Annotated in this window: 11 protein-coding genes; 6 read left to right on the plus strand and 5 right to left on the minus strand. The window is 33.5% G+C overall.

Features of this window, described 5'->3' with window-relative positions; genetic code table 11:
- Positions 1-601 precede the first annotated feature (601 nt).
- The 3 genes from I6F54_RS20505 (at position 602) to fliD (ending at position 3,118) form a co-directional block, all read left to right on the plus strand.
- Positions 602-1,087: a flagellin gene (locus tag I6F54_RS20505; RefSeq protein WP_442960972.1), complete on the plus strand. Its 486-nt coding sequence runs from the start codon at positions 602-604 to the stop codon at positions 1,085-1,087.
- Positions 1,088-1,237: 150 nt separating this feature from the next.
- Positions 1,238-1,663, plus strand: a complete 426-nt coding sequence (locus tag I6F54_RS10925) for a flagellar protein FlaG (protein ID WP_197141357.1) — start codon at positions 1,238-1,240, stop codon at positions 1,661-1,663.
- A 45-nt stretch (positions 1,664-1,708) separates the two neighbouring features.
- On the plus strand, positions 1,709-3,118 hold the full coding sequence (gene fliD / locus I6F54_RS10930) for a flagellar filament capping protein FliD (RefSeq protein WP_197141359.1): 1,410 nt from the start codon (positions 1,709-1,711) through the stop codon (positions 3,116-3,118).
- A 112-nt stretch (positions 3,119-3,230) separates the two neighbouring features.
- On the opposite strand, the gene I6F54_RS10935 is transcribed toward fliD, so the two are convergent.
- Positions 3,231-3,542, minus strand: a complete 312-nt coding sequence (locus tag I6F54_RS10935) for a hypothetical protein (protein ID WP_197141361.1) — start codon at positions 3,540-3,542, stop codon at positions 3,231-3,233.
- A 7-nt stretch (positions 3,543-3,549) separates the two neighbouring features.
- Positions 3,550-3,951, minus strand: a complete 402-nt coding sequence (gene fliS, locus I6F54_RS10940) for a flagellar export chaperone FliS (protein ID WP_197141363.1) — start codon at positions 3,949-3,951, stop codon at positions 3,550-3,552.
- 304 nt (positions 3,952-4,255) lie between these two features.
- Here fliS and I6F54_RS10945 point away from each other — a divergent pair, with 304 nt between their 5' ends.
- The 3 genes from I6F54_RS10945 (at position 4,256) to I6F54_RS10955 (ending at position 8,688) form a co-directional block, all read left to right on the plus strand.
- Complete coding sequence (locus I6F54_RS10945; RefSeq protein WP_231617019.1) at positions 4,256-6,262, plus strand: motility associated factor glycosyltransferase family protein; 2,007 nt, start codon at positions 4,256-4,258, stop codon at positions 6,260-6,262.
- Between the two features lie 173 nt (positions 6,263-6,435).
- On the plus strand, positions 6,436-7,521 hold the full coding sequence (locus tag I6F54_RS10950) for an FkbM family methyltransferase (RefSeq protein ID WP_197141365.1): 1,086 nt from the start codon (positions 6,436-6,438) through the stop codon (positions 7,519-7,521).
- 6 nt (positions 7,522-7,527) lie between these two features.
- On the plus strand, positions 7,528-8,688 hold the full coding sequence (locus tag I6F54_RS10955; protein ID WP_197141367.1) for a hypothetical protein: 1,161 nt from the start codon (positions 7,528-7,530) through the stop codon (positions 8,686-8,688).
- 16 nt (positions 8,689-8,704) lie between these two features.
- Here I6F54_RS10955 and I6F54_RS10960 read toward each other — a convergent pair whose 3' ends face one another.
- Genes I6F54_RS10960 through I6F54_RS10970 form a run of 3 tightly spaced genes read right to left on the minus strand, consistent with a single transcriptional unit; the run spans position 8,705 to position 12,813 of the window.
- A complete protein-coding gene (locus I6F54_RS10960) occupies positions 8,705-11,011 on the minus strand; it encodes a glycosyltransferase (RefSeq protein ID WP_197141369.1) in 2,307 nt (768 codons plus the stop codon).
- The gene (locus I6F54_RS10965; RefSeq protein WP_197141371.1) at positions 11,008-11,697 is read right to left on the minus strand and encodes a PglD-related sugar-binding protein; all 690 of its coding nucleotides are present in this window, start codon (positions 11,695-11,697) and stop codon (positions 11,008-11,010) included. Before I6F54_RS10965 ends, I6F54_RS10960 begins: the two co-directional genes overlap by 4 nt.
- 33 nt (positions 11,698-11,730) lie before the next feature.
- Positions 11,731-12,813 (minus strand): DegT/DnrJ/EryC1/StrS family aminotransferase, encoded by a 1,083-nt coding sequence (locus I6F54_RS10970; RefSeq protein ID WP_197141373.1) that lies wholly within the window; start codon positions 12,811-12,813, stop codon positions 11,731-11,733.
- Positions 12,814-12,881 lie beyond the last annotated feature (68 nt).

Raw genomic sequence — 12,881 nt, forward strand, 5'->3', positions numbered from 1 at the left:
TGGTTCTAAATCATTCCAAGTTGGTTCAAACGCTAACGAAACAATTAATGTGTCACTTTCAAGTGTTGCTGCAGATAAAGTGGGTTCAAACCAGATTAATCTTAGAGGCGCTACTGCCGGCTTAGGCCAAGCAGCTAGCGGAGCAACAAGTGCAAATGCTGTGGTTGCTGGTGATTATGTTATTTCTGGTAGAGAAGAGGCTACAGTAGCTATTGCAGCAGGGGCAACTGCAGAAGAAATATCTGATTCTATTAATAGTTACAGTAGCTCTACGGGTGTAACAGCACAGGCTCGTTCAGCTGCTGAAATATCAATGGGTGTTGCGGCAAAGGAAGGTGAATCAATTAGTTTCGATCTAAATGGTAGTGGTATCGAAGATGCTGATGATATACCAACTATTTCTTTTGTTGGCACTGGAACTGCCGAAGGCGACCAAAAAGCGATGGCTGAGGCTATCAATGCAAAAACGGATGACCATGGTGTAACTGCTACTGTTGAAAATGGCAAACTGACTGTATCTAATAATACAGGCGAAGATATAGATATAACTAATTTTGCTGAAAGTGACGCAAGCACAGCGGCTACAATGACAGTAAGAAGTATGTCTTACGATGCAGCCTCTGCAGTGTCAACAGAGACGGGGGCTACACTATCAGCAGCGTCAGATTCCATTATTGTTGGTGGAACAGTTCAATTAAATTCTGCAGAAGTATTTACAGGAACAGGTGCAGTTACCTTTGCAGCGGATACAAATGCTACAGTCAGTACTCTTGAGAATGTTGAAGACGTTGATATAACAACTCAGCAAGGTTCGCAAAATGCACTTGCAGTAATTGACAATGCTATTGCAAGTATCGATTCACAGCGAGCCAGTTTAGGTGCGGTTCAAAATCGTTTTGACCATACAATTAGTAACTTATCGAATATATCAGAAAATGTATCAGCATCACGTAGCCGTATTCAAGATACTGATTTTGCAACAGAAACAGCACAAATGACGAAAAACCAAATCTTGCAACAAGCCGGTACATCAATTTTGTCGCAAGCGAATCAGTTACCACAAACAGCACTTAGCTTATTAGGTTAATAAGTCAAGCGCTAGCTTAATGGTTAGCTAGTACATAAAGTCAGTATTAGCTTTACAATAAAAGGAGGTGGCTTTAGCTACCTCCTTTTGTGGTTTGAGAATATAAACTAAGCTATTGTTGGTTTAATTAAGTACGAATAGGAATCTGTTATGAATACAATTACTTCAAACGCAGAAATTACAACATTACCAACCCCCGTTGCTGGTGATGATAGGCAAGTAGGGCAAGCGGCTCATTCTTTAACTGAGCGAGCGGTTGATGATGTAAAGCAAACGGAAGTGCTCAATCAACAAAAGCTACATCAAAGTCAATACAAAAATAATAATCAAGATGAAAAAGCTCAGCCGTTAGAGCGCGAAAAACTAGAACAAATGGCGCAACAATTGCAAGACTTTATGGGGGAAATGAATCGCAGTTTGCAATTTAAAGTTGACGAAGATTCAGGACGTGATGTAATTAAAGTACTAGATAAAAACAGTGGCGAAGTTATTAAACAATATCCTTCTGAGGAAGTATTAAGTTTAGTGTCTAAGTTATCTGAAACAGCGGGCTTGTTAATAGATCAAACCGTATAACTATTAACGTTATTTTGTTTTTTTAATGTGTAAAGAGGTGGTGTAATGTCGATAACATTTAATGGCTTAGGTTCGGGTTTAGCAGTAGCAGATATTGTTGATGCTTTGGTTGCAGCCGAGCAAGCACCTGCTGAATCACGTTTAACAAAGACAGAGAGTGCTCTCACCACTGATATATCGGCTATAGGTGCTTTAAAGCTAGCACTAGAAAAAGTCCAGGAGTCAATGGCAAAACTTGGCGATAGCGATGAATACCAACAACGTACGGTATCGGGAAGTGACGATAATATACAAATAACCGCCGATGAAGACGCTCAACCGGGTGGATATTCTATAAACGTTAATAACTTAGCAACAGAGCATAAGATACTCTCAGAAGCTTTTGAAGAAGACAGCGCCATTGGGGAAGGCACACTTACCTTAACGTCAGGCGATGACACTTTTGATATTGAAGTTTCTGATGAGGCAACCCTCGCTGATATTCGTGATGCTATAAATGATAGCAGTAGTAATAGCAGTATTAATGCAACAATCATCACTGATGATGAAGGTCAGCACTTAGTGTTGGCAGCTAAAAATAGCGGTATTGAAAATAAAATTACAGTAGCTGTGAGCGATATCGATGGAGAGCATACCGATATGAACGGTTTGTCGGCATTAGCGTTTGATGCTGAGGGGGTACAAAATTCAACTGAAATTATAGAAGCAAAGGATGCGTCCATTACTATTGATGGCACCCTTACTGTAAGTAGTTCAACCAATAAATTCGAAAATGTTATTGATGGTATTACCCTAACTGCAAAAAAAGTTCACGATGAAGATGACGATATTAGCGATGTATCGGTTACTGAAAATAATAACAACATTCAAAGTGGGCTTAATAGCTTTATATCAAGCTATAACGAATTATTAGAATTGAGTAAAGATTTAGGCACATCTTCAGATGGAAGTGCGGGCGTAATGTCTGGCGATTCGTTATTGCGGGGGGTTATGTCTAAATTACGAAGTACTATTACAGGCTCAGTAGAGCTTTCAGGTGGGAGTTCACTTAGCTTGGCTCAACTGGGTGTGTCTACAGATAGATATGGTGTTTTAAGTTTAGATACTGATACGCTCAATGAAAAAATTGATGATAATATTGACTCAGTAGAAGAGTTTTTTGTCGGAAATAAAGACGAAGATGGTGATGGGTTTGCGTCTACATTTGATGAGTTTTTAAGTTATTATACAGACTCCGATGGCATTATTGAAAATAGAATTGACACTAGAAAAAACCAGTTAGAAGATGTCGACGATCAAAGAGAAAGTTTGGCCGCGAAAATGGAGTCTTTGTCGGCGCGCTTATATTCTCAATATAATGCAATGGATTTACTTGTTGCTAGCCTTAATAACACAAGTACATATGTACAAGCACAGCTTGAGAATATGCCTGGTGTAGTTAGGCAATCAAATTAAGAGCTCAATAATAAGTATAAAAAACCGCTAAACTTAAGCTTGGCGGTTTTTTATTTGCTAGATTATTGGTCATATATTTGTTTAGAAAGAAGGCTCTTATTTAACCTGTTGACTAAGTGGCTTTATAAGCTTTAATCGCCCTTCCTGATTTTTTATGATTAATAATCGCTTTAGATGATTCGTTTTTTGCGTTATTTGCTATAACTAAAATCGTGTTTATTTGTAGTTGAATTACCTGTAATTGTTCTGTACTAGGTGCTTCACTGCTTTTACACCATTTTCTTATCTCAATATTTAAAGTATTTAAACTAAGCTGAGCTTCAATAGCATTATTGTCGTTAACCGATAACTCAATTTTATCGAGGAGTGTATGTATGCGTTCTGAAAAACTGGTTAATTGTTGTGACGATGAATGTAAGTCCATAATTAAATTAAGCCACGGGATTACGAACGCTCATAGGTATGCTACCCCAGCCTTCTTTAATTTCTTTTATAATACTTGAAACTTCAATAATTTTTTTAACATCATTATTTAAGTTTGCTTGAGTTAAGGTGCGCTGACAATAGTCGTAAAGTGCATATAGATTATCTGAAATACCTCCACCTTCTTCTACGTCAAAGTTTAGCGCGTCTTGTAAGGCGCCTAGCAACAAAATACATGCGGAAATATTTTCGCCTTTTTTTGCAATCTCTTTTCGCTCAATGAATCCTTTTGTTGCTGCTAAGCGACCAATTATATTGCTGAAAATAAGGTTTATTTGTTCATAGGGTGTCATTTCTGCAATGCTACTTGCACGTACTTGACTATATTTTTTTAATGAAGAATGAGCCATGGATGAGTCCTAAATTTGAAGTGAAAGATGTTTTATTTTAGCAATAATAATGCCAAATATTTAGCCAATATAATATTATCGGCTTTTAAGAAAAATACTTAAGTAGATAATAGATGAAATATCATATTTATCTATATAGATATTGGCATATAACTTGGATGTATTTTTGTAATATTAAATTCTTCAAATGCTATATGGTTTAGCCTTTGAAATTATTGCTAATGTTAGACAATGCTTTGCCGCTATTTGCTGCAATATAACTAAACATATAAAATAAGTTACTGCTAAACTCAGGGAGTGTATTTTGAACACTGTAGACAACGAATTAAAAAAAATGATGTTACACGCAACATTATTAGCGAATTTGACTTTATTAAAAGAAAAAATGCCGCGAGTTTACGATGCTTTTAAAGATTATAAACCAACGAACACAGGCGTAGCAATTGATAGTAATGGTAATGAAAATTTATATAATAATGGCAAATTTGCTTACACTGAAAGCCCCCGCGAGTTTGCAAAAAAACAAGTCGATAAATTTTTAAAGAATCCTATTTATTCCCATTATAATATTAAACATGCTGTTGATGTAGGTATTGTTTTTAAGCATTCGGCATTGCTTAAGTCTATTAATAATGTGAGAAATGAAGAAACGGATAGTAAGGTAGGTAGGCCAACGAATGAAAATAGACTTGAATTTGTGTGTTTTCTTGGTGGTGGTTTAGGGTATCAAATTGAAGAATTACTTAATAAAAAAGCAGTGCGTAATGTTTTTCTATTTGAACCTAATTTTAATAGCTTTTACGCTTTATTACATTGTATTGAGTTAAGGCCATTATTTAATAAGTGCTTGAGTCAAGGGGGAGTATTTACAATAAGGGTAGGCGGAGATGAGCATACAATTAGTAATGAAATATCAAAGCTATTAATGGAACAAGGTCATTTTAATATGAGTTTAATTCATTTTTTTCAACACTATGATAGCCCTTTAATGACAAAATCTATGGATAAAATGAAAGAAGTGGCTCATAGATGGCATGGAGGATGGGGTTTTTTTGAAGATGAAATAATTGGTATCTCTCATACTTTATCAAATTTGAAAGCTCGATTTCCCGTTTTAAAAAAGACTTCGTTATTTAAAAATCCGCTAAAAAATATACCTGTATTTATTGTTGCTAATGGACCATCGTTAGATTCAGCAATTGAGTTTTTACTAGAAAATAAAGATAACATTATTATTGTCTCATGTGGTACGGCTTTGAAAGCACTGCTTGTAAATGATATTAAGCCAGATATGCATATAGAAATGGAAAGGACGGCAGGCTTATCAAAACATATTGAAGCAATTGAGAATGCAGCTAATATTACCGTTAAGCTGAATGAGTTAAATATTATTGCTTTAAATACTGTTTATGATGGTATTTTAAAACGCTTTAAAACAGCGAATTTATTAACAAAAATTAACGATGGTGGTGGGTTTTTAATTCAGCGATTAGATAAAAAACAAATGTATTCTTACCCTGTAGGGACTAATCCTACGGTAACAAATACTGCTTTAGCTGTGGTGACTGAGCTTGGATTTGATAAGGTTTATTTAGTGGGTGCTGACTTTGGCTTTATTTCTAATGAGCATCATCATTCAAAACATAGTGCTTATTATGATAGTGATTATAAAGATAAGGAAGTAATGATAGAAAATATGCAAACAGATAAGTGTGTTAAAGGGAATTTTACAGATACAGTATTTACAAATAATTTATTTGACTTATCTAAATCAAATATTGAAGTGTTACTAAGGCATCATCCGCACGTTAAAGCTTTTAATACCTCTAATGGAGCATACATTTATGGAGCTCAACCAAAGCGCATTGTAGATGTTAGAATAAAAAATAAACTTATAAATAAGTCGGCTAAAATAACTTCTTTATTGCAAAATGCAACATCATTAACATTACTTTCGGAAAAGAGAATGGATACATGCATTGTTGAAATTCAGAATAAAACGAAAGCTTTTTTAGAGCAATTAATTACTGTAACGTCTCCTTATTTTACTACAAGAGAAGAATTAGTTGATGCGTTTGCATTACAGCATAAAATGTTATTAAACATGCGCGATGAAGATGATGTTATTTATATTTTAGTTCAAGGTACGTTTAAATATTTTCAAACGTATATTATGGCAAATACATACTTCTACGATAATTTAGATAAGCGAATTGAGTTCATGAATGCCTGTATCGATGCTTTTCATGAACATTTAAATGATATCTATCAAGAGTTTATTTTTTCATATAATAAGCCAGCTAAAGTGTAATGTTTAACTGTGATAATGTATTACCACTCCTTAATTTTTAGAGTGTGCCTTAACTCTGTCACTCAATGTGTGAAATTTATAGTAAGAATGAAGCTACTAGGATGAGATTAGTGGTTAATAAAACAATGCCTTTACTATCCAGTATCGGTAATTGAAAAATTTTAGAGGATTATATGAGTAAATATCATTCTGAGCTATTTAAAGAGATAAATAGACTTGCTAGTCAAAAGATATTACTGACTCCGATTGGTTTGTTTAGGAAAGCTATTAGTAAGCGATTAAGAGCAATACACTTATTTCAGGTTGCGATGAATAAAGCTTCTCATTTATTCGTCCGGTTAAGTAAGCGATATATTACGCTTTATAAACCAACCGTATTGATAATCGACAGTAATAACTATTTTGTAAATAAAGTGGATGATTTTCAATTTACTTTCGACTCTCTACTTGAAGAATCAAGTAGAGGTAAATTTATTACATATATAGCATACAATTATATAAAGAGTTACGGGAGTCGTTTACCTTTTGACTATGACTATTTTAACGGTGAAGTTGCCAAACTTGAGCTTATTGCTAATAAAGTAGTTGATGGCTTTATAGCAGAAAATAGTTTTTCGAAAACGATATATATTCCGTTTGAGCCATTAGGGCATGTTATTAACTATAAGCTAGAGCAGTATGCATTTGAAGATTGGCTTAGGGTTGAGAAAGGAGATGTAGTACTCGATTGTGGAGGAGCTAATGGCGATACCGCTCTGTATTTTGCTGCGAATGGCGCTGAAAAAGTCTATTCTTTCGAATTTTTGAAAAGTAACATTAAGAAGTTTATAACTGTTCTTGATAAAAATAGCCAGTGTAAAGGACAGGTGTCTATTGTTGAGAAAGCGCTGTGGGATCGCTCAGGAATAAAGCTTAGCTTTGAGGATAATGGGAATGCGTCAACAGTATCTGAAGCTAAAATAACCGAAGATAATTTTGTTGAGACTATTTCAATTGATGATTTTCTTCTACAACAAATTAGCCGTGTTGATTTCATTAAAATGGATATTGAAGGTGCTGAATTAAGTGCTTTAAAAGGGGCTAAAGAGTCAATCATTAAATATAAGCCTAAACTAGCCATATGTGTTTACCACAAAGATTGTGATTTAGTAGAAATCCCCAAATTTATCTTAAGCCTAGGATGCGGTTACAAACTTAATTTTGATTATTATACCGACACAGGTGCAGAAGCCGTTTTATATGCCAAAGTGGTTGATTGATTAAAAATGAATAAAAAGTACATTATATTTGCACCAACTTACAATGAGAATGTTGGTGGGGCTATTGCTATGCATAGACTTTGTCATTTAATTAACAAGTTAGGTGGTGATGCTTATTTATGGGACGATGGGGAGTCAAATTTTAAAACGTGCGAAGCTTTTGATACTCCAACGATTTTCACGACAAATCTGCAAGATTATATAGTTGTTTATATGGATGTGGTGAGTGGAAACCCGCTTTCATGTCCGCATATTGTAAGATGGTTTTTAAATAAGCCAGGTTTTTTTACAAGTAATATTAATTATGGCGCTAATGAATTATATTTTTTCTTTCAAGAGGTATTTAAAGATCCAAATTATGCCGCACAGCATAGGCTATATGTCATGTATTTCATTAAAAATTTATATAAAAATAATCGCCGTAAAGATAGGGTAGGGAGTTGTTATATGATGAGAAAAGGTCTTGGCAGAACTATTGTTCATGACCTAAATAATTCAATCCTCTTAGATGGTAAGCCTCACCATGAGTTAGCTTTAATTTTTAATAGAACCAAATATTTTTATTGTTATGATTTGCATTCAGCATATACTTATTTTGCGTCATTATGTGGTTGTATTCCTATTGTGATACCTCAAGAAGAATTAAATGAATTTGAGTGGCAACCAGAGGAAAGACTCAGGTACGGTATTGCTTATGGAAATACTGTTAAGCAAGTTGAATATGCCAAGAAAACTACTCATAAGTTGGCCCAGTTAATTGCTGAATTTGAGCAAGAATCTGAAAAACATGTTGAAAATTTTATTTCTGTAAGCAGAAAGTTCTTTAAAGGAGCACAAAAATCTCAAGAACAGCTTAAAAATGAGCGACTTCCTTATATTTCAGGACTCAAATTAGCCAAAAATAAAATTATACTTTTTGGTGCATCAGAAACGTTAAGAACTTTTAATTCAGTCTTTACTATTGAGGATATTCAGTTTGAATTTATTATCGATAATGACTCCAATAAACACGGAACTACCTTTTTAAATAAAGACGTTTATAATCCAAACGTTTTATTTAAATGTGATGAATTATTTGATGTCTTAATTACTTCTTCTTTTCATAACGAAATAAAACAGCAACTAGCGTCCTTTGATAATATAGAAAATATTTATAGTATTTTCTAAATTATAAAGCCGAATCCTAGAGTATCGCTTTTTTAAAAAGCCTCTCTTCTGGAATGTTATATAGAGACAACCTCTTTCTGATTTTCTCATAACCTTGCGAAGCAGATATTAAAATGGGTAAATTTGAATGAAGGATTCTTTCTGGAGTGTATACCGGAATACCTTTATATTCATTACAAGTAAAGTACTCTTCATCGACAACAAAAAATGCGACTTTATTTTCGTTGAAATAAAGCGAATTTTCTAATAAATATTTAGTCTGCCAGCCTATTCCCCAGATAATTAAATCTTGCTTCATTGATGGACTTGCTAGAAATTTATCAAATCCATGGAGTTCTAGATGTTTTTCAACTGCTGCTAGGTCGTTCTGGTTTATTTTTGCTAATCGTGCTCTTAATAAGTCATCATAGAAGACAGTCGAGTAGTTATTACTTATCAAAAAGCCGTATAATAAAACGGCTGCACTAATGAGCTTTGTGCTTAGAATGTCATACTTAAAGTCACAGCTTATTTGATAGCTACAGCCTCTCAAAATAGGTTGTGATATAAGTTTGTTTATAAAAGAAGTTATTTCAACTATTGATGAATTATCTTCCCTTAGTATATATTTAATAGTTATATTTCCAGAATTTACCTTAGCGTATTGAGCTAAGTTCAATAAGACATCATTTAGCTTGTTTTTACCTCTTACATTTGTAAATGTCTTCTCAGTACCAGCATCTATACTGGTTACTAATTTTACGTTAGTTTTGTGTAGTGCTTTAGCAATAGAAGTAGAAAATTTTACTGAATTAGATAAAAGGCGTTGAGTTGTGGTTGGTGAGTTATTTATTAATTCAGGTAATAAATAGTCGAAGTCCTTACCAAGGCTAGGTTCCCCGCCACCCCACACAATGGTCTGACAACCTTGAAGGTATTTGAGTCCCTCTTTAGAGGTTAGGGTTTTCTTTACATCATAGCTACTTTTTTTCCCCCCATAATATTTATCATCGCAGTAAATACAACGTAAATTGCAAACAGAATGTTGCTCTAAAGAAAGGTATTTTATACGTTCTAAATTTTCTTTTTGCCAATGTTTAAACTCTAGGTAAGGACAGCCATCACAGTCAGTTTTTGAGCCATCATTTAGAGAGGTTTTTAACCGTTGTTTTGCTTGTTTAATATCTTGGACGGAAACATTTTGGGTAATATTATTAATGAGTACTACATCGCCTTTCAATTCATTACTTACAAAAAATCGTTTACAGCAAGCTCTGATTTGATCGGGTGCTAAAAAGAGAGAATCTTCAAGGTCTTTACAGCTCCAAAGGCTGCTTGCTATGTTTTGAGTTTTATCAAAAAATTCAAGCAGCTGATCTTTATTTTTTAGTGGCTCCATATTTATTAGATAGTGAGATAACTTATGGTACTGTGTGTTATTAAGTCTAAAGCAGTCTGAGATATGTTCTTTATAAAATAGTTTTAGTTCCGATAGTATTTGCTTTACTTCTTCAAATGAGCACTTCTTTAAAAGGTGTACACCTTTTATTCTGGTTGCAATTATAGAAATAGCACCTTCACTCAATTCATGTTTAAAAGTAGTTAATAAGTTATTAGAATCTAAAAAAAACTTTATTTCTTCATAAGCTCTTATAAATCCTAAAATATGCTTATAAGAAGTTGAATTTACAATAGAGTTTTCTCTGCTATTTTTGATATATACAATTTCATCAAATAATTGTATTTTTTTCGCGTACCAATAACATTTAAATAAGAAGTCAGCATCTTCATGAAAGCCTGCTGCAAATTTTATGTTGTGTTTACTTATTAATGATCGTTTGATTGCAGAAAAAATAACTGACCCATCCATTTTCAACGATATATAATCAGCTAACATTTCATTTTTAATTTTTGTTATAGAGACTCGATCAGATTTTATTTTGTATTGTTTCTTATTATTTAATGACCAAGAGTAAGAAACTATATCAACCCCTGTGTATCTCGATATATAGGTATTTAATTGCTCGAACCCAGATAATTCGAGTTGATCATCAGCATCTACGAAAAGTAACCACTCACCTTTTGCATTTTCAATAGCTTTATTTCTAGCTATACCTGGACCGTTATTCTGATTTAATCTAAAGCATGAAACTGCCTTATTATTTTTAGCTGACGTAAATGCATGTTTAAGCAATTTAAAAGTGTTATCTGTAGAGCCATCATCAACAATTATCCATTCAATGTTTTTAAACTCTGTTGTGAAAGTGATAACATGATTTATAAACTCTTTAACATACCTCTCAGCATTATATATTGGGGTGATAATTGAATATTTAATTGTCATACCTCCCTCAAAGTATTTTTAGTAAGAGATGAAACTTTTAAAAAGTCGTGGCTTTGTATTGGTAACTTCTCTGTTTGTTTTATTGCGTAGGTATCATATTTGTTTGTGCTTTTAACTATTAAAGAGGCTGCACCAATAAAGTTATAACTTGCTATTTCAATGTTATTACCAATGGTAGCACCGACGCCAATAATGGTGTTATCACCGATAGTCACATCACCAGCAATTGTTACACCAGAGTTAATCCATACATTATTACCAATATTACAGCCATGTCCAATGTTAACACCTGTAGAAATAAACGTGTTTTTACCAATAGTTGATCCTACATGGATGGAAGTGTTTTCTAATATAACAGTCCCTTCATCAACTTTAACTCCATGTTTCTGCGGGTATTCATTTAGCTGTAATTTAGCTGCCCTGTAACCAAATTGCTTCATCCTCAGAAAAATATTCTCTCTGACTTTATTCATTACTGGAAAGCCTATAGCGACAATAAATTCAATATCGTTCGGATCTAAAATTGAGGTTAAAGTTTCTAAATTAAATACAGGTAATTTTTGAAACGTATCTGACGTTTTATATTGAGAATCTATAGCAAAACCAACGACGCTGTAGTGCTCTTTAAAGTATGGATAGTAGGTTAAGGCCATATTGCCACAGCCCACAATTACTAATTTTTTCAAACTTTTCTCCAAAGATAGTTCACTTGTTAGTTTTTATATAAATAAATTGCATATTGATTTTATTTGAGAGTTAGTCTGACCGAAGTAAAGAGGTAGGCATAAAACTCGTTTTGCTACATATTCAGCTTCAGGCAACGACCATTTCACTTTTCTCTGTTTAACTATAGGCATCTGGTGAAGAGCTGGATTAAAGTATCTTCTAGGATAAACATCATGTGTGTTGAGCCTTGTAATCGTATTGACTAAATCAGGTTCCTCTTCAAACAATACGGGCATATAAGACGGTGAAATCGTTGAAGCACTTCTTTTATCTTGAAAATTGACTCTGGAATTTAATAACTTAGTATAAAATTCTTTTTGCCTAAATCTATCTTCTTCTATCATTGTGAGATCATCAAGAATTGCTAGACCCATTGCAGCGTGAAATTCACTTAATTTTCCATTTATACCTGGGTGAAATGCTTTCTCACCTTCAAGTCCAAAATTAATCATTGAACTTGCTATTTCATGTTCTTCTGGGTTTGAAAATACAATTCCACCTCCTTCAACAGTATGAAATAGTTTTGTAGCATGCAGGCTAAAACAGCTTATATCACCATAGCTCAGAATATTTTTACCTTTAGAGCTTCTTGTTGTAATTGCATGAGCTGAATCATATATTACATTAAAATTAAATTTATCTTTGAGCTTTTTAATTTTCTCTACATCACAAGGTGTTCCAAATGTATGTACGGGCACAACACAGTCTACTTTTTTACCTGAACTAAGAATTTGTTCTAATTTATCTATATCTAAGTTCCACGTTTTTCTGTCTATATCACAAAAACCTACATTAGCGCCTTGCCATTCAAGCGCTGAATAGGTTGCATGAAAAGAAAATGGTGTAGTTATTACTGATTGATTTTCTAACTGCTTTAAACGAAATGCAATTTGTAAAGACATGGTGCCACTAGATGTAAGTAATAGGTTTTTTATATTTAACCGTTCTTCAAGTCTTGTGGTTAACTCCCTGACGAGAGGACCATTATTGGTAAGCCATTTATTTTCATAAATACTTTCAACATATTTTATATATTTTTTTATTGAGGGTAAATAAGGGGATGTTACAAAAACCATTTAGGCTCCAAAAAGTCTTGAGTGAGAGTCTACAATCGGTAACTCTATATGCTTAGATTACAAATTAA

The sequence above is a fragment of the Pseudoalteromonas sp. SWXJZ10B genome, from assembly GCF_015864475.1.
In the GTDB taxonomy this organism is placed as follows: domain Bacteria; phylum Pseudomonadota; class Gammaproteobacteria; order Enterobacterales; family Alteromonadaceae; genus Pseudoalteromonas; species Pseudoalteromonas arctica.

Bases quoted from the DNA above. Each gene is read 5' to 3' on its own strand.
- I6F54_RS20505 (WP_442960972.1), top strand. From the start codon at position 602: ATGTCTTACGATGCAGCCTCTGCAGTGTCAACAGAGACGGGGGCTACA.
- I6F54_RS10925 (WP_197141357.1), top strand. From the start codon at position 1,238: ATGAATACAATTACTTCAAACGCAGAAATTACAACATTACCAACCCCC.
- fliD (WP_197141359.1), top strand. From the start codon at position 1,709: ATGTCGATAACATTTAATGGCTTAGGTTCGGGTTTAGCAGTAGCAGAT.
- I6F54_RS10935 (WP_197141361.1), bottom strand. From the start codon at position 3,542: ATGGACTTACATTCATCGTCACAACAATTAACCAGTTTTTCAGAACGC.
- fliS (WP_197141363.1), bottom strand. From the start codon at position 3,951: ATGGCTCATTCTTCATTAAAAAAATATAGTCAAGTACGTGCAAGTAGC.
- I6F54_RS10950 (WP_197141365.1), top strand. From the start codon at position 6,436: ATGAGTAAATATCATTCTGAGCTATTTAAAGAGATAAATAGACTTGCT.
- I6F54_RS10955 (WP_197141367.1), top strand. From the start codon at position 7,528: ATGAATAAAAAGTACATTATATTTGCACCAACTTACAATGAGAATGTT.
- I6F54_RS10960 (WP_197141369.1), bottom strand. From the start codon at position 11,011: ATGACAATTAAATATTCAATTATCACCCCAATATATAATGCTGAGAGG.
- I6F54_RS10970 (WP_197141373.1), bottom strand. From the start codon at position 12,813: ATGGTTTTTGTAACATCCCCTTATTTACCCTCAATAAAAAAATATATA.